The organism is Streptomyces sp. NPDC057950, from assembly GCF_042887295.1.
In the GTDB taxonomy this organism is placed as follows: Bacteria; Actinomycetota; Actinomycetes; order Streptomycetales; family Streptomycetaceae; genus Streptomyces; species Streptomyces kaempferi.
Map to the genome: position 1 here is coordinate 81,000 of NZ_JBHVPP010000012.1, position 21,808 is coordinate 102,807.

The window sequence follows — 21,808 nt, forward strand, 5'->3', positions numbered from 1 at the left end:
TCGTGCACTCGGGCAGGGCATTGAAGCCGCCGCACATGGGCGTGTCAGCCGGTACTCCGAGGTGCCGACGCGCCCCGTCACCACCCCTGCGATCTTGGTCGTGAGTTACGACCTTGCTGTGTGGGATGGTGAGCAACCGCTCGATGACGGTGCGGCGGGCTTGGTTTTCGATGAGTTGTACGAGCGCTACCTCGAATCGGAGGAGGCAGCTGTGCCGCTCTTGCCGCGCATCGATGCCTCTGCGAGCACCTTGATCGAGCGCTATCCGGAGGACGGCCGTGACAGTCCGTGGGCATCTCCTCCGGTCATCGATGAAGCCTCGGGACCGATCCCGTACCTACTCATGTCCTACGTCCGGGCCGAAGAGGTCTCCGGGTACGCCGCTTCGCTGGCGCGCGTGGCGCCGGGGCTACTGCGCGCCGTCTGCGCGGGCATCCCGCCGAACTGTGCGGCCCACGGAGTGCCCAGCAGGAAACACGACTTCGGCGTTTGCGCCTCTACGCGCTGACGGCTCCGCCGGGCAGAAGCGCCGGGCGGAAGGACTTCGGCGCGACCTATGGGCTGGCCGAACCGGCGCTCACCATCCACGTGCCCCAGCCTGGCCTACCGCCGGGATGGGCCGGCGAACCGTGGTCGTTCTTCGGGCTGCGGTTCGACGAACTGCGCATCACCCTGCAGCGGCTGACCTACAGGCCCGTGCGTACGCACGGGCACCATTCTGCGGCCGGCGTCACGCTGCTCGCGATCGCGGGTTGGCTGCCGCGCGGCGGCCTGATGACGGCCGGGACGCTGCTCGCGGGCCGCTCCGGATCGAGGCGTTCGACACCGACGCCGCGGTCACCGCCACCGAGCTGCTGCGGTTCGGGCACTCTTGGGCCGCCGTCCACGCTGCCCGCCCCTCCGCCGGCCACCCCGTCGGGCGGTACCTGCTCACCCTGACCCCCAAGGCGTACACGGGCACCGGCGTTCGAGCCGTCCACCCCGACCAGTAGCCGTCCGCCGACCCGGCGACAGAAGAAGATCGCCCCGCCTGCCCTGCCCTCGCGATCGTCGTATTGCCCCCGGGCGTGGCCCGCCGCCTGACTCCAGCGCCGGTCCCGGAAGACGCCCCGCCTCGGGCAGTACGCAGGACACCGCCCGCCCAGCTCCAGGACGTCCGCGAGCACCCGGCGCAGTTCGGGCACCGTCGGATACACACCGACCTGCACCCGACGGACCCGCGTGGAGTGCGGCAGCTGGGACACCAGACCGCCACGCAACCGTCTCCCCCCCCGGCCTGACATCACCGTACAAACACAACCGCCGCCGTCACCGCGGCCGCGGGCGCGGCCGTCCGCAGCACCGACCGCACGGCCGGCGTAAGCACGTCGTACAGGGACGTGCCGAGGAACGACAGTGTCGGCGGGTCGCATTGCGCGATAGAGGCCGCGGGTGCGGCCGCCCGTCGATGGAATTGCTGATCCTGCGCTGGACCGAATATCGCATCAGGGGATGCGATTGCCAGAGCTAACGCGTGCTGATGAACCACAGCGCTCCCCCGGGGGCTACCGCTGCGGTTCATCCAGTCGTCGCGAGTCTGCCGGCACGCTCCTCGCTGGATCAGGCCGGCATCACCGGTACGGAGGGGCGCAGCGGCGCCGTGGGTCACTGAGACATGGCGAGTGTGACAGCCGTCGCCACCGCGGCGAAGACGAGCACGATGGGGGCCATGGCAGCGCCGCGAGCGGCGCTGTCCCGGTAGTCGCCCCACTTGAGGTGGTAGCCGATCGCGCCGAGGAACAGGACGGCCATCCCGACGGCAGCGGCGATGCCCAGCGGCTGCCACCAGATACCCGCCACGAGCCCCGCGGCGGCGGCCAGTTCAGCGAGTCCGATGAGACGGACCTGGCCGGAGCTCAGGCCTTTGGCGACGAGGCCGTCCGGGACGTCGCCCTTGAGCTGTGCCTTGGGCGCGCCGGCGGCGAGGGAGAGGAGGGCAAGGAGAGCGCTGAGGATGACTGCAGCGATGTACACAAGAGCCCCTTTGGGCAGAGGTTGATGAGTGTGAAAGGTCCCCCGCCCGTCCGCCCCTGCGCAGGCCGCGGAACAGGAACCGTGTGGGGCGGTGGCAAGTGTGGGCCGTCCGTTCTTGTGGCGGCGGCCTTGGGCTACGCCGTGCCGGCCCCGGCTGATGGCGTTTCGGTGATTGTGGCCGATGGGTCAGGAGTTGTCCGAACGCGGTTCGGCCGTGGGGACCGGGTGGCGACTGCTGTGTGCGTTACGCGGCGCGCAGCGGGGCGAGCGCCTTGCTCCAGGCCAGGACCTGATCCAGCGTGACGTTGAGAGCCTCGACCTGGAACTCGCCGGGCTTGAACACACTGAAGTTCTCGAAGTCGTGGAACAGCGATAGCGAGACCTGTGCACGCACGTCGGCCATCTGCAGCTCACCGGCGATCAGTCGCAGGTGCTCGACCGCGCGGGCGCCGCCCAGGCTGCCGTAGCCGACGAAGGCGACCGCCTTGTTGTTCCACTCCGCGTAGAGGTAGTCGATGGCGTTCTTCAGGGCGCCGGACGTCGAGTGGTTGTACTCGGGCGTCACCATAACGAAGCCGTCGAACGAGGCGATCTTGGCTGCCCACGCCTGCGTGTGCGGCTGGGAGTACTGGCCCAGCGACGGCGGAAGAGCCTCGTCGAGGTGCGGAAGCTTGTAGTCGAGCAGGTCGACGAGCTCGAACTCCGCGTCGGTCCGCTTCGAAGCAACGTCGTGCACCCAGCGGGCGACGGCTTCGCCGTTGCGTCCGGGGCGGGTGCTGCCGAGGATGATGCCGATCTTGGTCATCGTCAAGAACCCTTCGTGTAGGTGACCCCGTGTCCGTATCGGGCACGCATATGGCCCGGGTGACCGGTCGGGGGATATATTTGCTTCGACAAGCAACTCACACAATAGTTGTCGCGTCAAGCAAGTGGTTTGCTTGGTCCGCCCGCCGTTTTCCGTCCATGTGCTCCAATCCGGCCCTCCGGGCCGCGCCATCGAACCAGCCAGGGGGTTGAGGAGATCACCGAGGCTGGAGAAAACGGCGGCGGAGCATGAAGCGGGGCTGGTAGCCCGTCCGACCACGGCTCGTCCCACTACACACATGAGGCATTTCTCCATGGCATCGAGACCCACCACCCCACCCAACGGGGCACCGCGACCGCTCACTCCCGACGAGGAGGCGGTCGTTCGGGCCCTCCCTCTACTCCTCTACGCCCTCCCCCGCGCCATCGACGCCGACATGGCCCGGGAGCAGAGGATGTCGAACACCGAGTACCTGACCTTGATGTTCCTGTCGGAGGCACCTGACCGGCGACTGCGCATGCAGGAGCTCGCCCGCGCCATCGAGATGTCCCTCAGCGGCACCTCCCGGATCGTGCACCGCCTGGAGAGCGAGGGCTACATCGAGCGGATGCAGTGCGACACAGACGGCCGCAGCTGGCACGCCTCGCTGACCGACGCGGGGTTCACTCGCCTGGAACAGGCCTGGCCCACCAACCTGGCCGCCGTGCGCCGGCACTTCCTCGACCACCTCAAGGACCTGGACCTCAAGAAGCTCGCGGCCGCGCTGCGGAACATCGCCGGCTGAGACACCTCCGTCTACTTCGGGAGATCGAAGCCGTGCGCACGGATGCCGGCTCCGACCCGGCCGCACCGTGCGGTGGCTGAGAATCTGTACGCGCCGCACGCACCCCACCCTCCGCGTGCGCGGTGAGCCGGCACGCGAACCCCGGTCAGCGAGGCCGCCGCGTGCCCGCCACACCTTCCCACGGAAACACGGGCACGTCGCACCGATGCCTCGCGCGAAGATCCAGCTCCGCGGCGACACATGCTGGTCAGGACACGGACGGGCGGAGCAGACCGTCCAGGACGAGGCTGGAGAGTGCGTCTGCAAGGCTGTTTCTGTCCGGTTCCGCCGCGGGCGTGGCAGGGTTCAGCCGCTCGGCGACCGGATCGTGCGCGAGGGCGAGCGCCGGGCCGGTGATGGCCGTGTACAGGACACGCGACGGCACGCGTGGGATGCGGCCGGCGGCCGTGAGGCGGGCGATGGTCGGCTCGATGCTGTTCCAGAACGGCTTGATGAACCGTTCGTGCAGGTAGTCCAACCGGTCCGAGTCACGGGTGGACTCGTCCGCCAGCAGCCGGTTCATCGCCGAGGCGTTCGCTGAACGCCGGTAGAGCTCAACAATCACGCCTCTGAGACGTTCGCCGTCGTCACGGGACTCGGCCAACCGGTGATCGAACTCCTTCTGGCCGTCCAGCAGCGCGAAGTCCACCACCGCACGCCAGAAGTCGCCCTTCGAACCGTAGCGGTCGTTGATGAAGTTGTGGCTGACCTCGAGGCGCCGCGCCAACTCCCGCACCGTGGTCGCGGCGTATCCGAGCTCCGCGAAAGCCTCGAGCCCGCGCCTCAGGATCTCGCTCTCGTCCAGCTGCGCGGGTGCGTACCTGCCCCGCGACAGCGGCCTGGCCGCGCTTCGGTTCCCGTCGGTCACCGGCCCAGCCTCTCATTCGCGACAGGGTGCCCGACCCCCCGGCATACCTAGCGGGCGCCCCCCCCCCCGAAATATCCCCGGACCACAGGCCGTACGGCAGGCCCTCCGCAGCCTCGCGGGCTCCCTGGAGAGACACGGACGGACTGCTTGACGCTTGTCAGGCGGAGATGCATGCTTGCTGCGTCAAGCAAATATTGTGCTGACAGTCACCACCACATTTCTCAGGGGTGCACCATGACCATGAAGAAAGACCGAGCCGCCGCACCTCCCGCCGCTCTGCGGCGTCGCAAGGTGACCGGAGTGATGACCGGTCTCGCCCTAGCTGCCGCTCTGACCGCCACGGCCGTCCCGGCCATCGCGCAGGGCCAGGGCTCGGACAAGTCTCTTTCGGGGCACGCGGCGCAGCACCGCTACCTGTCGCCACTGCAGGTCACTTCGGCCTACTACGCCAGCTACAACGGCGATCTGGCCGCGGGCTTCGACCGCTACATCTCCAAGGACCTGGTCCTGCACGGGTTCAACGGACCTGAGCAGCGCGAGGACTGGATCAAGGGCGATCTCAACATCAAGGCCGGTCTCAAGGGCTTCAAGATGACCGTCCTCGACCAGATCGTCGAGGGCGACAGGGTCGTCACCCGCTGGAGCTTCGAAGGTGTCCACACCGGAACCGTCTTCGGGATTCCCGCCTCCGGCCGCGACGTCACGCTCAGCGGCATCTCCATCGACCGCGTGATACACGGCCAGTCCGTCGAGCACTGGTCCGAAGGCAACTTCGGCAGGTTCCTCGACGAGCTCCGTGGCGAGCCCGACCCCAGCTCCGCCACCACGAAATAGCACTCACTGGCGGCCCGCCTCTGCCGATGGCTCCGGGCAGGGGCGGACCCGCCAGGCGCATTCACAGCTTTCCCAAACAGACCCGATGGAACTGGTATCGAAGGCAGGAGAGAATCATGGGAATCCTTGACAAGAAGGTAGTGCTCGTCACGGGCACCGGTGGAGGCATGGGCCGCGTCGCCGCCCTGGTCTTCGCTCGGGAGGGCGCGAGAATCGTCGGCGTCGATATACAGGACGACGGCAACGCGGAGACAGCCGAACTCGTACATCGCGCCGGTGGCGAGATGACGAACATCGCACCGGTCGACCTGACCGACCAGGAGCAGGTTCATCGGATGGCCGACGCGGCCGCCGGCGCCTACGGCGGGCTCGACGTCGTCTACAACAACGCGGCCATGCAGCGCTTCGGCGCCATGCCCGACTTCTCCGTCGAGGACTGGCACGCGACGGTGGCCGGGGAACTCGACATCCCCTTCTTCGTGTCGAAGTACACGTGGCCGCACCTTGTCCGGCGCGGGGGCGGAGTCATCATCAACGTCGCATCGGAGGCGGGCCTGATCGCAGGCTCCACACCCCCGATGGTCGCCCACACCGCGGCAAACGCAGGGGTCATCGGGATGACACGGCAACTCGCCCTCGAAGGCGCCCCCCACAACATCCGCGCGGTAGCGATCAGCCCCGGCCCGGTCCTGACCCCGGCCAGCGACCGCGACCTCGGGGACAACCAGACCATGAGGGACGCCATTACCAGCAAGACACTCCTCAAGCGCTTCGCACGGCCCGAGGAGATCATCGAACTGGCCGCCTTCCTCGCCTCCGACCGGGCGTCCTTCATCACCGGAGCCAACTACCCGGTCGACGGCGGCGCAAGCGCCTGGTAGCCCCCACTCCCCAAGCTCACGCCTGTCCGAACAACTTGCGGCAGGCCATGTACGGCGGTACGCCCGCCGCCTTGGCCCCGAGTCAGGGCCACCGAACCCCGGGACCAATGCGCCCGGGCACAATTCCCAGGACCCGGCCAGTCCCCCGGGCCGGGTTCCAGGAACTCTAAGCGGGGCGCACCTCGACGGCTCGTACAGCCGCGTCCGCACGCTCGATCGCGTAGATGACCAGCTGCCCCTCCGCGACCACCTCCACGAACCTGACGGCCTGCGCCTTGAACGGAATGTGGTCTTCACCGCCGTAAGGGGGCGATGAACCCCAGCCCCTGCGCAGAGTCGAACGAAATCATCCGCCGTCGCAGGTCGGATTGACGAACGGTTGACTGTGCTGGCGCTCTGGCAGGGTTGGTTGTATGACGACTCACCGACCGAACACGTCCTACAGCGCGCCCGTGGGATCGGTTGATCTTGCGGCAGTGAACGATCAGGGCGAGCCATACGCGATATGGCCCTGCGACAGTTGACTGCCCTGGCATGGCGAGGTCCTCCAGAGCGACGGAGAGATCCTGGTACGGGTGGCACGCGGTGAACTGTCCGGATTTCGAGGAGCTGATCAAGGACTGAGCGGGGCTCGGAGCGTCCTGTGGCCAGGCCACCGCAGTGCCGATACTGCATCGGGGAGGGGCGATTACCTGCGAGATTTGGACGAACTCCGCCGGTGAGTCAGCAGCCGATGCAGAAAGTATCGCCGCACTGCGGACGAGTGCCTACCGGAATGGGCCCGTCACGTTATCGATCTCCGGGTGAAGGACGCACAGACTTACTACATGTGGCAGATCAACGCCGCACAGACGGCAGGCAAGGTGCTGCTGCGCCCGCACGTCCGGCCGGGCGGCCGGTTCACCAACCTCGGTGAGGTCGATCTGAGTCCGGTCATCACCACCGCGAACGCCAACGCCCAGCACCACATCACCATCAGGGCCGAGGGCAGCCGCATCACCACCTCGATCGACGGCACCCGGGTCGACACCCGTACCGACACCACCCTGACCGCGGGCACCCTGGGCTTCCGCAGTTCGGTCACCAACGGTGTCTCTGCCGCGGCTCCGCGGCTCGCGTTCGGCCCGGCGGCGAGCACCGGGCGGCGGGCGCCGAAGACCCCAGGGGGAATGACGCACGAAGGGCCACGCGTTCCCATAGGCAGAACGTCGAGCACGGGAGCACGCTGTGAGCGCTACCAGCATCGGTACGTCGGTGACCGGGACCCTGCGGACCTGGCGTCGGCCCGCGCCGGAACCCTTGTGGCTGGCCGGGGCGCTCCTACTGATCGTCGCCATCCCGGTGGCCGACCTGTTCCTCCCGCCGAACATCCATCTGGCCCACCTGCTGGTCGTGGCCGTGGCCGTCACCGCCGTCCACGCCGGCCCGCGCGTCACGTCGCTGGCCGGGCTGCTGGCGGTGCTGGCGCTGATCCAGGCCGGAGCCGAGCGGCACACCCTGACCACCGAGAGTGTCGTCATCGAACTCATCGCGCTCGCCATCGCGGTCGCCTTCCTCGTCTTCTTCACCCGCCTGCGGGACCGCCGCGAAGGGGAGCTCGCACGGGTACGCCGGGTGTCCGACGCGACACAGCGCGTCGTTCTGCGACCACTGCCGGACCGGGCCGGACCGGTCTCCCTCGCCTCCGCGTACCGAAGCGCCGACGCGGACACCTGCATCGGCGGTGACCTGTACGCGGTGGCCCGGGTTCCCGGTTCCACCCGGCTGCTGATCGGGGACGTCCGGGGCAAGGGGCTGGCCTCGATCAGTGACACGGCGATCGTGCTGGGCGCCTTCCGCGCCGCGGCGCACCGTCAGCTGCCGCTGCCGGAGCTGGTCGCCTACATCGAGGACACCGTCTACTGGGGTCTCGCGGAGTTCGCGGAGCCGGAGGACGACGTAGCCGAGCGATTCGTGACGGCCGCGGTGCTCGACATCCCGGACGACGAGCCGGTCGTGCGCGTGATCAGCTGTGGTCACCCGCCGCCCCTCCTGCTCTCCGTCGCCACCTCCACGGTGATCCCCCTCGTGGTGCCCGAGCCGTCGCCACCGCTCGGGCTCGGAAGGTTGTCCGACGACATCGTCCACGCCCCGGCGACCTTCCCGTTCGACCGCGGCGACCGGCTGCTGCTCTACACGGACGGCGTCACCGAGGCCCGGGACCGCGAGGGTGCCTTCTACCCCCTCGCCGAACGTGCCGCCCTCCGGCAGGAGCAGCCGCCGGGCGCGCTCGTCGCCGGCCTTGCCACCGACGTGCGGGAGCACACGGGTGGCCGGCTGGACGACGACATGGCGATGATCGTCGTCCAGCGGGACCGGGATCCTTCCCTCGTCGGCTGAGTTCCGTTGCGCGCGCTCCGTCTACGGGGCCGGTGCCCCGGTCCTCGGAGCCTGTTCGGCGGCGTCCTGGGGTGAGTCGTAGAAGTCGAAGATCTGCTGCAGGCCGCTGATCTCGAAGACCTTCCGCATTCGCGACGAAGGGCATGCGATGCGCAGAGATCCCTGCTGAGCCGTGATCCGTTTGCTGATGGCGACCATGGCTCCGAGTGCCGTGGAGTCCAGGAACGGGACGAAGCACAGGTCCAGTACGAAATGCCGGTGTCCATGGTCGAGGAGACCGATCGCCGCCTCACGCACCTGCGGCGCGGTGTGGGCGTCGAACTCGCCGTCGACCTCGACGACGGTCCAGCCGTTCAGGCAGTGATGGCTGACGGACAGGGCTTGATTCCGGATGATGTTGGTTCGCATCGCCGGCTCTCTCTCCGGAGATCGGGACAGCTCACGCGACCCGCGACGCGTGGCACGACCACGACTGTCCCCGGGGCGACGGATGTCGTCCTGCTCTCACCATACGAGCACCTCCGAACGCCTGCCACACCCCGACTCCCACCCGGCGGGACCCACGGAAAGTCACCTCGGCCGGCGGTCAGCCGGACCTGCCGGCGCTCCCGGCCGGGCTGTCGTCGAGGAAGCCGCCGGACTGGTGCTGCCCCAGCCTCGCGTAGGCGCCGTCGGTCGCGAGCAGTTTTCCGGTGGGTGCCCTGTTCGACGCCCGGTGGGTGCCCTGTTCGACGATCCGGCCCCGGCGATGACGACGAGCCTTTCCATCTTGGCGACCGCACTAACACGGTGCGCCGCCACGAGCGCCGTCCCGCCATCCATCAACCGCCACAGGGCCTCCCGGACGAGGCGTTCGCTCTTCGAGTCCAGGGGGCTGGTCGCCTCGTCCAGCAGCAGGATCGGCGCGTCACGCAGGGATCGCGCGGGCCACGCAGCCCTTCACGCCACACGAAACGAACAGGCGCGGGCCGAAATCCTCGACAAGCTGTTCCCTCCACGACAGCAGCCCCAGGTTCCAGCCACCGTCGAGTTCGGCGGCCGCACCATGCCCCCCCGTCGCCGTCGACCCCGCCGACGCAGAATCCTCCCTCGGCGACGAACCTCGGGCGCGAGTCTGCGGCTGCGGCTGCCGTCGCAGGGATGGCGATCCGGGGGCGGCGGGCAGGACCTGCAGTGTGCGTACGTTCACATCCGACACCGTCATGTTGCGCCGCGATCCGCTTCGGCTTTCCGGGAGGCGGACAGCGGAACCGGATCACTGATTTCCTTGATCAGAGATCGGTAGCCGGCACCGGGCCACGGGCGTCGGCGCTCCCGACCCATCGCCACAGTGCGGCTCGACACGCCGGACCCCGGTGCGGCGATGTTCGCCGCGGTTGTGAAGCCACGGCGGCCGTGGCCGCTGGGACCAGTCGAGGCGTCCTCACCTCGTGAACGAAGTTGTTCAGACACGACACGCGTGAAGGGTAGCCGCGTGTCGCGGTTGCCGAATGTGTCTCAGTTCCGCGATCAGTCCCCCGAGCGGTAGCCGCGAACCCCACATCCCGTCCAGTCGAGACCCATATTGCGTCACCTGTTTGACCGGTGACGCCTGCTGTGGAACAGTCATCACTCGCACCACAGTGATCCCGGAGAGGCCGTATCCGGCGCGCTCACGAACCGGGACATGCGCTTTCACACGCACGACGGAGGGGTTCCTCATGATCAACAGGCGTACCTTCAACCACGCCACGGGCCTTGGCATGGGAGTGGCCGCCGTCTCGCTTGGCGGTTTCCAGGCGAGCGCGCAGGCCGTCTCAGCCGGTCACCACGGGGCAGGTGGCAACCCGACGCCGACCGTGCCCACGGTGACCCCGGGCACGCACACCTCCTTCGCCCGGCTCAAGCAGCTCAGGGCCGGTGTGCTCGACATCGGCTACGCGGAGGATGGACCCGCGCACGGCCCCGTCGTCATCTGCCTGCACGGCTGGCCCTACGACATCCACAGCTACCTCGACGTCGCCCCCTTGCTCGCCGCTCAGGGCTACCGGGTCATCGTGCCCTTTCTCCGCGGTCACGGCACGACGCGCTTCCTGTCCTCGCGGACCGTGCGCAACGCACAGCAGTCGGCAGTCGCCCTGGACATCATTGCGCTGATGGACGCCCTCAAGATCGAAAAGGCGCTTCTCGCCGGCTTCGACTGGGGCTCGCGAACGGCCGACATCATCGCGGCCCTGTGGCCCGAGCGCGTCACAGGGCTGGTGTCCGTCAGCGGATACCTCATCACCAACATCGAGGCCCAGAAGAAGCCTCTGGCCCCCACGGCCGAGCACACCTGGTGGTACCAGTACTACTTCGCCACCGACCGCGGCCGCCTCGCCATGGAGGACAAAACCGACCGGCACGACCTGTGTCGGCTCGTCTGGGACACCGTCTCCCCCACCTGGGACTTCGACGACGCCACCTTCGAACGTACGGCCACCGCGTTCGAGAACCCTGACTACGCGGCCATCGTCATCCACAACTACCGCTGGCGGCTGGGCCTCGCCGACGGCGAACACCGTTACGACCGCTACGAGAAGCAGCTCGCGACCCGCCCCCTGATCAACGTTCCCACCATCACCCTCGACCCCGAACGCGACCCCTTCACCGCCCCCGGCAACGGCGCCTCGTACCGCGACCGCTTCACCGGCAAGTACGACCACCGCACACTCACCGGTATCGGTCACAACCTGCCGCAAGAAGCACCCACCGCGTTCGCCCAGGCGGTCATCGACGTCAACCACCTCTGAGGGGGTTTCCTTTCCCTCCAGGCATCACCGCCTGCTAGGGGGACTTGTCCTGGTCCACGGACATCACCCTCGGGGCGGTGGCGCCGGGAATGCGTCCGTCTCGCCGAAGACGGCGATCTCGACGTTGTTGGCCCCGGCCCAGTCGGCGACGTAGCTGCAGCGTTGGTCAGGTGAGGAGAGCTGTCTCCGCCCTCACCAGCAGCAGTTACGGGTAGTCGACCGCATTCACGCTCCAGGAGCGCGAGGGTCTCCTCCTGCCAGACTTTCCTGGCCTCATAGATCGGCCGCGGGAGCGCAGCGAGGGATTCCCCCCGACCCGCCATGGGTACCGGCGCAGCGGCAGAGCTGCCCGGTGCTGCACAGGCGGCGCTGCCGTCCTCGCGGTTACTGCTCGACTGCGCCCGCCCCCCTTCTCACCCATCTCCAACCAGCCTGGGAAAAGTGGCTACACAGGGGATGTCAGAATCCCGCCACGAGCAGAAGCCTGGGTCGAGCTGCACGGCTGCCAGCCCGGCTTCCACCCTCGCGCAGGAGTTGCCGCAAGAAAAGACGCAGGAGTAGCCGCAGGAGATGGTGCAACACATGTTGTCGATGAGCGGTGGTCAACTCTGTCCGCCTTGTGAAAGTCCGTGTGGCTGCCACTGAGAGGGCGAGGGATCATCCCCGCGCATGCGCGGACGGTCCCACGGTCGCAGCGGCCGTCAGGGTGGTACGGATGATCGGGACGCTCTTCAAAGCGGGGGCCACGAGGCCGCCGATGGACGAACACGGGCAGGCCGAAACCGGATGAAGCTCCTGACGCACCCCAGCGAACTTGCTGTCGGTACGTCCAATCACCCGGCTACCAGGGGCCGAAGGTGGACTTCTAGGCTTGTCCCGCACCCTCCCTTTGGCGCAGGAACTCCAAGATCTCTCTCAGCACCTGGTCCAGGAGCGCCGCTTCTCGGAAGCCCTCCAGGAGATCGTCTGGCGCACGCTGCTTCGCCCATCGAGCTGAGCGATGAGGCAAGCTCCAGGCGCTGTGCGGGGAGCTGTACACATCTGGCCGTCGTCACCAACGCAAGGTTCGGGAGTTCCCTTACGGTCAGGGGTGGGGCACGAGCCTCAAGCGGCTCGAGTGCCACCGCGCGATCACCACGAGATGCGACTGTGAGGAGTGCGGTGCCGTCTCGGTGGTGGCTTGACCCGCGATACGACTGACTGTCATGTCCTGAGTCTTGATCTGTCGGTCACTGTCCGGGACGGCACTCGCTGTCGCCGGACCAGCGGGTGTGTCCCGACAGGGGCCTTCGCGACAGGCACCGTCACAGTCCGCCGGAGCCCGCTTCGAACACGGCCTGTTCATCGAGCGAGAGGAACTGGCGGCCTGATGACAACCCCCGACCCGCTCACCGACGAGGAACTGGACCAACTCGAAGAAATCGCGCTGGCGGCGACTGCAGGTCCCTGGCACGTGCGCCTCCTCGACGACGAGGGCGCCATGGGCCTGGTGGCCGTCAGCACAGTGCCCGACACCGGACTCGGCGAAAGATGGCCTCACTTCGACCACCACGAGATCGTGGCGGCAACCCTCGTCCAGCAGCCCCGTTACGTCGACACCGCTGACGAACGCTGGGACGAGAACGCCCGATTCATCGCCGCCGCCCGCCAGAGCGTCCCCCGCCTTATCGACGAAATCAGACGTCTACGCAGACAGCTCAACGCGTCTCGCCCGCAGACGACCGAAGAGCTATAAGCCCGCACGATCCGCAGGAGTTGACAATTACTCACGCCCGCCGCCGGTTCAGGGGTTGGGGGAAGCAGTCATCAATGGCGCCGCCGACTGATGCGGAAGGCGAGCATGCTGGCCACGGTAATGGCCAGGCTCACGCCGGTGACAACATTGTCCGCGCCAGGGGCCGCCCCGGTCAGATGCCAGATCCCGGCTCCGATGAGGGTCAGGGCTCCCCCGCAGAACGCGAACGCGATGCCGAGGCGGAAGCGGGTGAGCGCGTCGATCCGGTTCCTAGCCGGTATGGCTGCCGCCTCCGGTGTCCGCCAGACCGCGATGTAGTCGTTCGCGCCGGCGGTGACGGCGGTGATTGCGGACGGCTGGCTGCCGGGGGCGCATGTGAAGGAGATCAGCTTCCCGGCGTCGAACTCAGCGGTCACCGAGAGGCTGGAGCACCAAGCGATCGTCAATCGCAGCTGGCGTGTACCCGCGGGGACCTTGAGGTGCACGGTCTGCCCTCGACGGACCTTGCCCACCGGGACTTCGTCGATCAGCACGGTGTAGCTGCGGAGGAAGTCCTGGTAGCCGTCCTGAACCCTTGTCAGCTCGATGGTTCCCTGGCCCGCTACTACGGGTGGGATCGCCTTGCTGTGTGGTCCGGGCACGGGGTCACTCTCCCTGTCCATCTGCGCGTCGGGCCCTCGGGTTTCTCAACGGCTGCTGGCGTGAGACCCTACGCGGGCACTGACGGGAGAGGAACGTGGAGTGGCCTGGGCAGGCCGCGGCGGGTCCGAGACCCCCCGACGCCAACGGCCGGTCCACACGAATTGACAATTCCTCCTCACCACTCCCGCGTGGCGATCAGCTCCTCCACGTCCGCGTCCGCGAAGCCGTAAGCCTTCGCTACGAACGCGAAGTCCTCAGCGATCTCCTCGCGCGCTACCGTCTCGATTTCACTTCCGGCCGCTTCGAACTCCGCCTCGAGCAGGTTGAACTCCTCCGTCGCGGCCTGCGTGAGCACATACAGGGCCGCCAGTTCCGACGGCTGCTCAGCCTCGATCCGCTCACACAGCCGAAGCAGAATCGCCCTGCCCTTGTCGACGACGTGATCGGGGAAGTACGTGTCCGCGTACAGCGGCCGCAGAAACGCACGCCCCGCCACCTGCTCGTTCGTGATCGTCATGGTGTCCCAACCCGTAGAAGAACTGACCCGCCGATCATGCACCAGACCACTGACAACGCGACGTGACCGGGTGTGTCCAAGGGTTGTCGGACCCCATGCCGGCCGCGCGAACCAGCGACATCGACCCGCTGCTGCGACCTCTTCGGCGCGTGTCTGACCGGAGTCAACAGGCCCGGTCTGGTCTGCCGGGGCAGCCTCTCACCGCCGAGCCGGCCAGACCGTCACCTCTCGCGGCACGGTGAAGGACCTCGTCGGGGACACCGGGGTGGAGCCGCACGCGACGCGCACCGTGAACGCCTCGGCATCTCCCGTCACCGACAGCGTCCGAAGGCTCCAGGTCACCGACAGCGTCCGAAGGCTCCAGTTCGCGGACAGCACCCCCGGCGTCCTCAACGCCTGCCCCGGTTGCCTCGACCGTTGAAACCTGGCCCTCCGCCCGTTCTCCCCGTCTTCCGGTCCCCATGTCTCCGATCCGCGCGCTTCCGGCGCCGGTGCGTGCGACGCCCGTGCTCGCGGTCCTCGCGCCGTGTCCGCCGCGTGGGACGTAGGTGCGTCCCGCGAGCGACCTCAGGGGCGTGACCCGGATTCCGGCGCCGGACATCCTGATGGTGTTCATGGGACCACAGTGCTCCCGGGAAACCGGGGCAACCAGATACCTGCTGTGAGGGGGAACGCGGATCCTGGTACCGGCAGCACCACCCTGCGCAGGTCAGCGGTCGGCATCCGGGCCGGTCGGCGGGTCGCCGCCGGGAAGCCTGAGCGTGAACACCGAGCCGGAGCCGACCTCACTCGTCACGGTGACGGTACCCCCGTGCGCGACGACGAGTTGGCGGACGATGGACAGGCCGAGCCCGCTGCCTCCGGTGCGTCGGCTGCGCGACTTCTCGGCTCTCCAGAACCGGTCGAAGACGCTGGGCAGATCCTCCGGCGCGATGCCGCCGCCGGTGTCGGTCACGTCGAGGACCACCTCGCCGTCCACCCGCCGTGCCGAGAGGGTGACCGTGCCGCCCCGCGGGGTGTGGCGTACCGCGTTGGACACCAGGTTCCCCAGCGCCTGCCGCATCCGCACCGGGTCGGCGTCGAACCACGGTGTCCCGTCCACCGTCGTCCGCAGAGCGATGCCCGCCGCTTCGGCCCCCACCCGGTGCGCGGCGGCGACCTGTTCGATCAGTTCGTCGGCGCGGACCGCCTCCGGGTGCAGCGCGAGCGCGCCCGCGTCGGCCGCCGCGAGGTCCTGGAGGTCGTCGATGACCCGCTGGAGGAGCATCGCCTCCTCGTGCAGGGAGGCGAGCAGCTCCGGGTCGGGGGCGACGATGCCGTCCCGGGTCACCTCGAGCCAGCCGCGGATGTTGGTGAGCGGGGTGCGCAGTTCGTGGGCGATGTCGCTGACCATCGCCTTGCGCTGGGCCTCGAGCCGTTCGCGGCGCTCGGTCAGCTCGTTGAAGGCCACGGCCAGGATGCCCGTCTCGTCCCGGGTGGTGACCGGAACCCGTGCGTGCGCCTCGGGCGGCTGCTGGGCGGCCTGGGTCAGTGCGCGCAGCGGGCGTACGAGTCTGGTGGCGACCAGCGCGGTCACGGCCACGGTGAGGGCGAGGACGAGACCGGTGACGGCGACGACCTTGGCCTTGTTGGCGGGTGACATGTCGAAGTGCGGTACGGCCGTGTCGCCCGTGCCGAGGAACAGTTCGGCGACCGGGGCGACCGTCGGGTCGAGCTGTTCGCGGCGCGCCTCGGTGACGCAGTCCTTGCCCTTGCCCTCGCGCGCCGCGTCCTGACCGCCTTGCGCCGTCTTTCTGAAGGCGAAGCCCGGCTCCGTGGTCCGGTCGGTGACACCGAACTCGATGAACCCGGTGGGGCCCACGTGCTCCCGGTCCAGGCACGGCCGGGCGATCCTCGTCAGTTCGTCCAGCGCGGTCTGCTCGGTGTGCGTGGGGGTGTTGAGCCGTCCGTCGGCGCACTCGTTCGGCACGTTCGCGTTGCCGTCCACCCCGTTCGCGTCGATCAGGACGGGGCGGCCGCTCGGCGTCCCCTTGACGGTGGTCACGATGCCGTTGCGCCGGAAGCACTTCTGCCGTTCCGCCGCCAGCACCCGCAGCCGCGCGCGTTCCTGCGAGGTCAGCCGGTAGGGGCCCACCGCGCGGGGGTCGATGCCGCTGAGCTGCGCCCCGGGTTCGGAGTACGTGTCGGTGTGCAGGGGGTCGATCGTGGCCGCGGCGCCTGGCGGCAGGGCGGTGCCGGGGGCCGCGGAGTCGGCGATCGGTATGCGGTCCGGTGCCGTGAGCGCGACGCGCCGTCCGGTTCTGCCCGACAGTTCGCGCAGGGTGCTGTGGACGCCGGACCAGTCGGGATGTGTCGCGGCGTATCCGCTGAGCTGCCGGAGGATCTCCGTGTCGTCGGCGAGCGCCTGCCCCTGCTCCTCCTGGATGGCGCGCGTCGTGGTCTGCACCGCGAGCCACGCGGTCGCCGCCACCGAGCACAGGGCGATCAGCACCGAGGTGATCATGAGCCGTACGAGCAGGCTCTTGCGCAGCGGTATGCCGGACCTCATGCGCGCTCGCCGCTGAGCTTGTACCCGACGCCGAACACCGTCAGCAGCCGCACGGGCCGGCGCGGGTCGGGTTCGATCTTCCTGCGCAGGTTCATGATGTGCACGTCGATGGCCCGCTCGGTGGAGGCCCGGTCGCTGCCGCGGGTGCAGTCCAGCAACTGCCTCCGGGAGAAGACCCGTTCGGGTTCGGCGGTCATAGCGCGCAGGATCTCGTACTCGCCCGGTGTGCACTCCACGCGCGAGCCGTCGCAGTGCACCTCGTGCCGTACCGGGTCCACGGCGATACCGGCGGCACGTACGACCCGGTCCTGCTCGGTGGCCGCGCGCCCGCTGCGCCGCAGGACCGTGCGGATCCGGGCCATCAGTTCGCGGGGGCTGTAGGGCTTCGTCATGTAGTCGTCCGCGCCGAGTTCCAGGCCGAGCAGGACGTCGTCCTCGGTGGAGCGGGCGGTGAGCATGAGGACCGGTATGTCACCGTCCCTGCGCAGCACCCTGCACACCCCGAAGCCGTCGATCACCGGGAGCATCAGGTCCAGGACGACGAGGTCCGGTCTAAGGCGCCGGACCTCGTCGAGGGCGGCCGCGCCGTCGTGGACCACGGTCGCAGTGTGTCCCTCCTGCAGCAGCGAGCGGCGTATCAGCTCCGCCTGCTTCTCGTCGTCCTCCGCGACCAGCACATGTGCGCACACCCGGCCGATGGTAGGCGCCGGCGGGCAAGAACGGTGCAGGTGGGAGACGCTTCCCACACGCTGACAAATTCCTGATATCCGCGTGCGGGGCGGCCTGGCCGGCTCCCTCCGCCTTCGTCGCACCCGCGCGGCGGAGCCCCGGGCGCGGGTCCGTCCGGCCCGTCCCGCGGGTCCGGACCGACGCCTCCCCGCCCTGGCCGGACGGAAGTTGGCGCACGCACGGATCTTGACGCTCCCGGATCGGGCGCCTAGCTTCCCCCAGGATTAAAACGTTTCAAAGCCGTGGGCCCCCGGGGGTCTTCTTTGTGCCGCCCTCCGAGAGAGTGGACGAGATCCATGAGCAACCACGCCCCGACGTCTCGTGCGCGACTCCCCCGCCGCGCCCTCCTCGGAGCCGCCGTCGCAACCGCCGCGGCCGGCGCGCTGGGCTGGCGTCTTCCCGTACCGGCCGCCGCCGCGTCGCCTCGTCCTCGTCCCTGTCCTTCGCCGCGCCCGGTCACGAGGTACGGCCGAAGTTCCGCTGGTGGTGGCCGGACGGGCTCGTGCGGCCGGACGAGATCCGACGGGAGATCGACCAGATCGCCGACGCCGGTTTCGGCGGGGCCGAGATAGCGGCCGTCCACCACAGCGTCGCGGACTCCGCGGTCCTCGACACCGCGCACCACGGATGGGGCAGCGCCTCCTGGGTGACCGGGGTGGAGGCGGCCCTCGCCCAGGCCGCCCGGCGCGGGATCACGGAACGGTGACCGTTGCATCGCTCCGGCTATGGCTTCGCTCGTGACCCGCCAGTAGGTTTGTCAGGGGACGTCCTGTCCGATCGCCCGGATCACGTTGGCAAGCCACAGCAAGTGGTAACCCACAGCCTGATCCTGGCGAGCGAGCAGATCCTCAAGATGCTGCCATGACACCGAAAGCTGTCCGATCGTAAGATCCTGGGGTTCGCGGCCGACGTCGTAGAGTTCGTCGACCGGGACAGACCGGAAGAGGTCTTCCTTGAGCGTAACGGTGGGCCCGGCCGACGCTTCGATGTGCCGTAGCGCCACGTCCAAAGCGCGACGGAGTTGATCGATCGGGATCTGCACGGGTTCGCAGGCCATGGGCACCATCTTTGCTCAGTCACGGCCCTGACCCATCGGACAGGCCCTAGGAGGCGGTCGCCCACGCACTCGGCCCGATCATCTCGGGGGTGACAAAGCGTATTCGCCTCGCCGCAACCGGCGCTACCTGAGACGACGCCAGATCAAGCACACGATCCCCGAACCGAAGGACCAGCGGGCCAACCGCCAGCGCCGAGGTCGCACAGGCGGACGGCCCACCGGTTTCGACAAGACGATCTACCGGCGTCGCAACGGGGTCGAGCGAACGATCAATCGACTCAAGACCTTCCGGGCGGTCGCGACCCGTTACGACAAGAGAGCCTATGTCTTTCACGGGACGGTCACAGTCGCCGCGATCCGTCTTTGGCTCCGGCCGTGAACGCCGAGCGTCTATGCATCCTCGGGAACGAGCACGCCCAGCTCGACCTCCTCGAAAACACGTGACCACCAGGACTCGTCGTCCGCGAACGCATCAGGGTCCGCTCGCCGGGCCTGGTCGATCACGTCCTGGGCAAAGTGCTCGTAATCGTCGTCCTCATCGCTCTTGCCGGAATAGACGAAGGCTTCCCAGATCCGCAGGACCTGCACCAGACCCTCGATCGAGGAGTTGACCTGCGTGTATTGCTGGTCCGCATCGCCGTCGTGACCCCGGCCCATCCAGACGTCACCACTGCCGATCGCCAGCCAGTACGAGTTGACGCCGTCCTCGAACGCGCCAAGGAAGACAGCCTGGCCGACTGGGAGCTCGCGGACCTCAAGTTCCCGCACCGGGTCCCGCACGAACATCCGATTGCAGTCGGTCGGCAGCCCTTGCTCAACGAGGAGGCGCGCTGTCTCGCGCTGCACCCCACGACCTGCGAGGCAACCCTCGTCGTACAGAGTCCATGCCAGTTTCACAGCGCCACCCCGGCCTTCCTGCCGCGCAACATCGCGGGGAGGCTGATTCTTTCAGATCCAGCCTAACGACCCATCGGACAGGCCCTGGCAGGACAACGACCCACGCGGCTCCGGCCGTAAGGTCCGCATCGTCGACATCGATGACACCCACGCGGTCGTCGAGCTGGCCTTGCCTCGCGGCGCCGGGCACCTGCGCGCCAAGCCCAGCCGCCGTACCCGCATCCGCCTCGACCGCCTCCGACCGACCAGCACCGGCCACCGGTACGTCAGCGGCCCCGCCTGACCCGTCCGCGTCGGCCTCGTCATCCGGCGAGCGGGCGCACCCCCACCCAGAGCACCGAACCCGAAAGGCCAACTCACACCCGACGGACGACGTAATAGAGACTCAGCCCGAACGTGGCGGGTCCGCCTCACCGCGGATGTCATCCGGCTCCGCACGCGCCGGCTCGACCCCCTCGTGCCGGGGCACCTTCTCCCTGGCCACCCCGGCAGCGGCACGAGCCAACTGCGCACGCAGCTGGTCGAACGCCTGAGGCCCTGACAGATCCCGCAACCTGCGACTTCTGCTCATGCACGACTAACGCCGTACCGCGCCGTCCGACACCTTAATACGGCCAAATGGGGCACGTCGCGAACCTCGACACACCCTCGAAGCGGCGGCGACCCGGTAACCATCGCTATCGACGACCGGACCCGGCCAGCCAGCGACGACGCTGACGGACCACCGACTGTCGGCGAGGACTGACAGAAAAGCGCCCTGTGGAGCGGGGCCCTTGTGTGTGTGGCTACTGCGAAACGCACTAGTCAAACGACCCTGTCCTGGCAGGTTGCTCCAATAAGCGATCAAGGGGGGCGCATGAAGTGGGCCATGAGCGACGACTACGCCTCGCTCATCACAACAGTGATCCTCGCCGTGTTGCTGATCGGCGCCGTGCAGGCATTCACGCTCTTTCGAATGTGGATCGACGCCTATGCCGAGACGGCACAACTCATCGTTGACGCACGAAGGCGAGCAGCCGAAGCCCTACACCGCGGGCCCACCCCCCGATCCGGCAGACCTCGATCAGATCACCTCAATCGTGGACCCGCGCCGCTTCATCGACATCGCATGGCCCGTTATGGCGGCTGCCGCCGCATGGTTCACCATCTGCGCCATCCTCATAGCGGTGCAGATCAAAGTCCTACTCTGGTCCGCGACGCACCACCCCAGGACCGACCCGAGTCTCGCCAAGTGGGCCTTCTACATCACTGCCGGATCGGTCGTCCCGCTTGTGACGGAGGGACTGATCAGGATTTCCGTACAGGGCCTGTCACGGATGGCAAAGACCCTCAGCGAACTCGAGCCGGCGTCAGAAGAAGAACGGACCGCTCTTTACACGGCGATCACCCGGCATACTCGCGACTCGCGCTCGTCCAACCTCTGACCAGCTAAATCCACCGCCAGCAGAGGGATTGCTCGAACTCACGCCCGCTGATGTAGTCGTGGTGGAGGTACACCCGGAAGCGGCCGGCCGCTGTCCGGCCGCCGGACGACAAGAGCGCGTGATCGGGATTGCCCCCGCTGCTGCCATTCTCGGCCGCGGCGGGGTGCTGGGTCGTGTATACGGGGCTAACTCCAGTCGCCGAACAGGCCGCCGCTGAGCTGCGCGTTGCAGATGTTGTAGCCGCCGGAGGCGTGCCCCGTCTTCGTCTTGCCGTCGACAGTCACGGAGCAGTGGACGTCTCCGCCGCCCTGTAGCTGCGCGGTGACGTTGTAGTACATGGCGTCGTCTTTCAGCTTGAGCGTCTTCGTCATCGGCAGGCCATGGCCCTGGATGCTGTCGGAGTCGCTGCCGTAGGTGATGTCCACACCGGCCGGCGCGCTGCCCCACACCTTGAAAACGACCTGGTCCTTGGGTGCCGGCGCTTCGGTCTTCTTCGGCTTGGCCTTCACGGCGGGAGGCTTCGCGGTCTTCGTCACGGTGACCGTCGGTGCCGGTTCGGGCTTCGCGTCACTCTTGGCGGTCTCGGTGACGGTGACGCGCGGCGCGGGCTTCGAACTGGCGGCCGTCTTCTGGTCGTTGCCGGAGGAGCCGATACCGACCCCGATGAACAGGATGACCAGGGCGGCGGGAATGACGATCCGCTTCCGCGCCCACTTCGGGCCGCTGGCCGGCTGCGGCGGCATCGGAGGCTGCGGCGGTACCTGGCCCCAGGCCGGCCCGGACGGCGGCGGCGGCGGCTGATTCTGCGACATGTGTCCCCCCAGGGATGGTTCGTGAGGGATGACCGTAACGGGGCAGGTGAGGATTCTGTAAGAGCTGTGAAGG

23 protein-coding genes and 2 pseudogenes are annotated in these 21,808 nt (G+C 68.2%); 12 read left to right on the forward strand and 13 right to left on the reverse strand.

Features of this window, described 5'->3' with window-relative positions:
- The first annotated feature begins 100 nt into the window (after positions 1-100).
- Complete coding sequence (locus tag ACFVTC_RS20810; protein WP_390129004.1) at positions 101-508, forward strand: hypothetical protein; 408 nt, start codon at positions 101-103, stop codon at positions 506-508.
- Between the two features lie 244 nt (positions 509-752).
- Positions 753-992: a hypothetical protein gene (locus ACFVTC_RS20815; RefSeq protein WP_390129005.1), complete on the forward strand. Its 240-nt coding sequence runs from the start codon at positions 753-755 to the stop codon at positions 990-992.
- Between the two features lie 652 nt (positions 993-1,644).
- On the opposite strand, the gene ACFVTC_RS20820 is transcribed toward ACFVTC_RS20815, so the two are convergent.
- On the reverse strand, positions 1,645-2,013 hold the full coding sequence (locus ACFVTC_RS20820; protein ID WP_390129007.1) for a DoxX family protein: 369 nt from the start codon (positions 2,011-2,013) through the stop codon (positions 1,645-1,647).
- A gap of 244 nt (positions 2,014-2,257) precedes the next feature.
- Positions 2,258-2,818, reverse strand: coding sequence for an NADPH-dependent FMN reductase (locus ACFVTC_RS20825; protein ID WP_390129009.1), 561 nt, complete (start codon positions 2,816-2,818; stop codon positions 2,258-2,260).
- Between the two features lie 313 nt (positions 2,819-3,131).
- Between ACFVTC_RS20825 and ACFVTC_RS20830 the strand changes: the two genes are divergently transcribed.
- Complete coding sequence (locus ACFVTC_RS20830) at positions 3,132-3,602, forward strand: MarR family winged helix-turn-helix transcriptional regulator (protein WP_390129012.1); 471 nt, start codon at positions 3,132-3,134, stop codon at positions 3,600-3,602.
- Between the two features lie 247 nt (positions 3,603-3,849).
- Here the strand turns inward: ACFVTC_RS20830 and ACFVTC_RS20835 are convergent, their stop codons facing one another.
- On the reverse strand, positions 3,850-4,509 hold the full coding sequence (locus tag ACFVTC_RS20835) for a TetR/AcrR family transcriptional regulator (RefSeq protein ID WP_390129013.1): 660 nt from the start codon (positions 4,507-4,509) through the stop codon (positions 3,850-3,852).
- Between the two features lie 234 nt (positions 4,510-4,743).
- Here ACFVTC_RS20835 and ACFVTC_RS20840 point away from each other — a divergent pair, with 234 nt between their 5' ends.
- Entirely contained in the window at positions 4,744-5,343 is a 600-nt protein-coding gene (locus ACFVTC_RS20840; protein WP_390129015.1) for an ester cyclase, read from the forward strand.
- A gap of 116 nt (positions 5,344-5,459) precedes the next feature.
- Entirely contained in the window at positions 5,460-6,224 is a 765-nt protein-coding gene (locus ACFVTC_RS20845) for an SDR family NAD(P)-dependent oxidoreductase (RefSeq protein WP_390129017.1), read from the forward strand.
- A gap of 823 nt (positions 6,225-7,047) precedes the next feature.
- On the opposite strand, the gene ACFVTC_RS20850 is transcribed toward ACFVTC_RS20845, so the two are convergent.
- Positions 7,048-7,308: a hypothetical protein gene (locus ACFVTC_RS20850; RefSeq protein ID WP_390129020.1), complete on the reverse strand. Its 261-nt coding sequence runs from the start codon at positions 7,306-7,308 to the stop codon at positions 7,048-7,050.
- 143 nt (positions 7,309-7,451) lie between these two features.
- Here ACFVTC_RS20850 and ACFVTC_RS20855 point away from each other — a divergent pair, with 143 nt between their 5' ends.
- Positions 7,452-8,603 carry a PP2C family protein-serine/threonine phosphatase gene (locus ACFVTC_RS20855; RefSeq protein WP_390129022.1) on the forward strand — a complete coding sequence of 384 codons (1,152 nt, stop codon included), beginning with the start codon at positions 7,452-7,454 and terminating at the stop codon, positions 8,601-8,603.
- A gap of 21 nt (positions 8,604-8,624) precedes the next feature.
- Here the strand turns inward: ACFVTC_RS20855 and ACFVTC_RS20860 are convergent, their stop codons facing one another.
- Together ACFVTC_RS20860 and ACFVTC_RS20865 are read right to left on the reverse strand one after the other, a co-directional pair.
- Entirely contained in the window at positions 8,625-9,011 is a 387-nt protein-coding gene (locus tag ACFVTC_RS20860; RefSeq protein WP_390129025.1) for an STAS domain-containing protein, read from the reverse strand.
- 178 nt (positions 9,012-9,189) lie between these two features.
- Positions 9,190-9,542, reverse strand: a pseudogene (locus ACFVTC_RS20865) (ABC transporter ATP-binding protein); the annotation flags it as partial.
- A 761-nt stretch (positions 9,543-10,303) separates the two neighbouring features.
- On the opposite strand from ACFVTC_RS20865, the gene ACFVTC_RS20870 reads away from it, so the two are divergent.
- Together ACFVTC_RS20870 and ACFVTC_RS20875 are read left to right on the forward strand one after the other, a co-directional pair.
- Complete coding sequence (locus ACFVTC_RS20870) at positions 10,304-11,374, forward strand: alpha/beta fold hydrolase (protein ID WP_390129027.1); 1,071 nt, start codon at positions 10,304-10,306, stop codon at positions 11,372-11,374.
- Between the two features lie 1,369 nt (positions 11,375-12,743).
- Positions 12,744-13,109, forward strand: coding sequence for a hypothetical protein (locus tag ACFVTC_RS20875; protein WP_390129029.1), 366 nt, complete (start codon positions 12,744-12,746; stop codon positions 13,107-13,109).
- 71 nt (positions 13,110-13,180) lie between these two features.
- On the opposite strand, the gene ACFVTC_RS20880 is transcribed toward ACFVTC_RS20875, so the two are convergent.
- Both ACFVTC_RS20880 and ACFVTC_RS20885 read right to left on the reverse strand, forming a co-directional pair.
- Positions 13,181-13,750 (reverse strand): hypothetical protein, encoded by a 570-nt coding sequence (locus tag ACFVTC_RS20880; RefSeq protein ID WP_390129031.1) that lies wholly within the window; start codon positions 13,748-13,750, stop codon positions 13,181-13,183.
- A gap of 176 nt (positions 13,751-13,926) precedes the next feature.
- The gene (locus tag ACFVTC_RS20885) at positions 13,927-14,268 is read right to left on the reverse strand and encodes a DUF5713 family protein (protein WP_390129034.1); all 342 of its coding nucleotides are present in this window, start codon (positions 14,266-14,268) and stop codon (positions 13,927-13,929) included.
- A 238-nt stretch (positions 14,269-14,506) separates the two neighbouring features.
- Between ACFVTC_RS20885 and ACFVTC_RS20890 the strand changes: the two genes are divergently transcribed.
- Positions 14,507-14,689, forward strand: a complete 183-nt coding sequence (locus ACFVTC_RS20890) for a hypothetical protein (protein WP_390129036.1) — start codon at positions 14,507-14,509, stop codon at positions 14,687-14,689.
- Between the two features lie 288 nt (positions 14,690-14,977).
- Here ACFVTC_RS20890 and ACFVTC_RS20895 read toward each other — a convergent pair whose 3' ends face one another.
- Together ACFVTC_RS20895 and ACFVTC_RS20900 are read right to left on the reverse strand one after the other, a co-directional pair.
- Positions 14,978-16,816 carry a sensor histidine kinase gene (locus ACFVTC_RS20895; protein ID WP_390129037.1) on the reverse strand — a complete coding sequence of 613 codons (1,839 nt, stop codon included), beginning with the start codon at positions 16,814-16,816 and terminating at the stop codon, positions 14,978-14,980.
- On the reverse strand, positions 16,813-17,505 hold the full coding sequence (locus ACFVTC_RS20900) for a response regulator transcription factor (protein WP_390129039.1): 693 nt from the start codon (positions 17,503-17,505) through the stop codon (positions 16,813-16,815). The genes ACFVTC_RS20895 and ACFVTC_RS20900 overlap by 4 nt, the downstream gene beginning before the upstream one ends.
- A gap of 542 nt (positions 17,506-18,047) precedes the next feature.
- Here ACFVTC_RS20900 and ACFVTC_RS20905 point away from each other — a divergent pair.
- Positions 18,048-18,251: a hypothetical protein gene (locus ACFVTC_RS20905; RefSeq protein WP_390129041.1), complete on the forward strand. Its 204-nt coding sequence runs from the start codon at positions 18,048-18,050 to the stop codon at positions 18,249-18,251.
- 51 nt (positions 18,252-18,302) lie between these two features.
- Here the strand turns inward: ACFVTC_RS20905 and ACFVTC_RS20910 are convergent, their stop codons facing one another.
- Positions 18,303-18,602 (reverse strand): hypothetical protein, encoded by a 300-nt coding sequence (locus ACFVTC_RS20910; protein WP_390129043.1) that lies wholly within the window; start codon positions 18,600-18,602, stop codon positions 18,303-18,305.
- 52 nt (positions 18,603-18,654) lie between these two features.
- Between ACFVTC_RS20910 and ACFVTC_RS20915 the strand changes: the two are divergent.
- Positions 18,655-18,981, forward strand: a pseudogene (locus ACFVTC_RS20915) (transposase); the annotation flags it as partial.
- Positions 18,982-18,992: 11 nt separating this feature from the next.
- On the opposite strand, the gene ACFVTC_RS20920 reads toward ACFVTC_RS20915, so the two are convergent.
- On the reverse strand, positions 18,993-19,499 hold the full coding sequence (locus ACFVTC_RS20920) for an SUKH-4 family immunity protein (protein WP_390129045.1): 507 nt from the start codon (positions 19,497-19,499) through the stop codon (positions 18,993-18,995).
- Between the two features lie 995 nt (positions 19,500-20,494).
- Between ACFVTC_RS20920 and ACFVTC_RS20925 the strand changes: the two genes are divergently transcribed.
- Entirely contained in the window at positions 20,495-20,923 is a 429-nt protein-coding gene (locus ACFVTC_RS20925; RefSeq protein WP_390129048.1) for a hypothetical protein, read from the forward strand.
- Between the two features lie 185 nt (positions 20,924-21,108).
- Here ACFVTC_RS20925 and ACFVTC_RS20930 read toward each other — a convergent pair whose 3' ends face one another.
- Positions 21,109-21,735 carry an MmpS family transport accessory protein gene (locus ACFVTC_RS20930; RefSeq protein WP_390129050.1) on the reverse strand — a complete coding sequence of 209 codons (627 nt, stop codon included), beginning with the start codon at positions 21,733-21,735 and terminating at the stop codon, positions 21,109-21,111.
- Between the last annotated feature and the right edge of the window lie 73 nt (positions 21,736-21,808).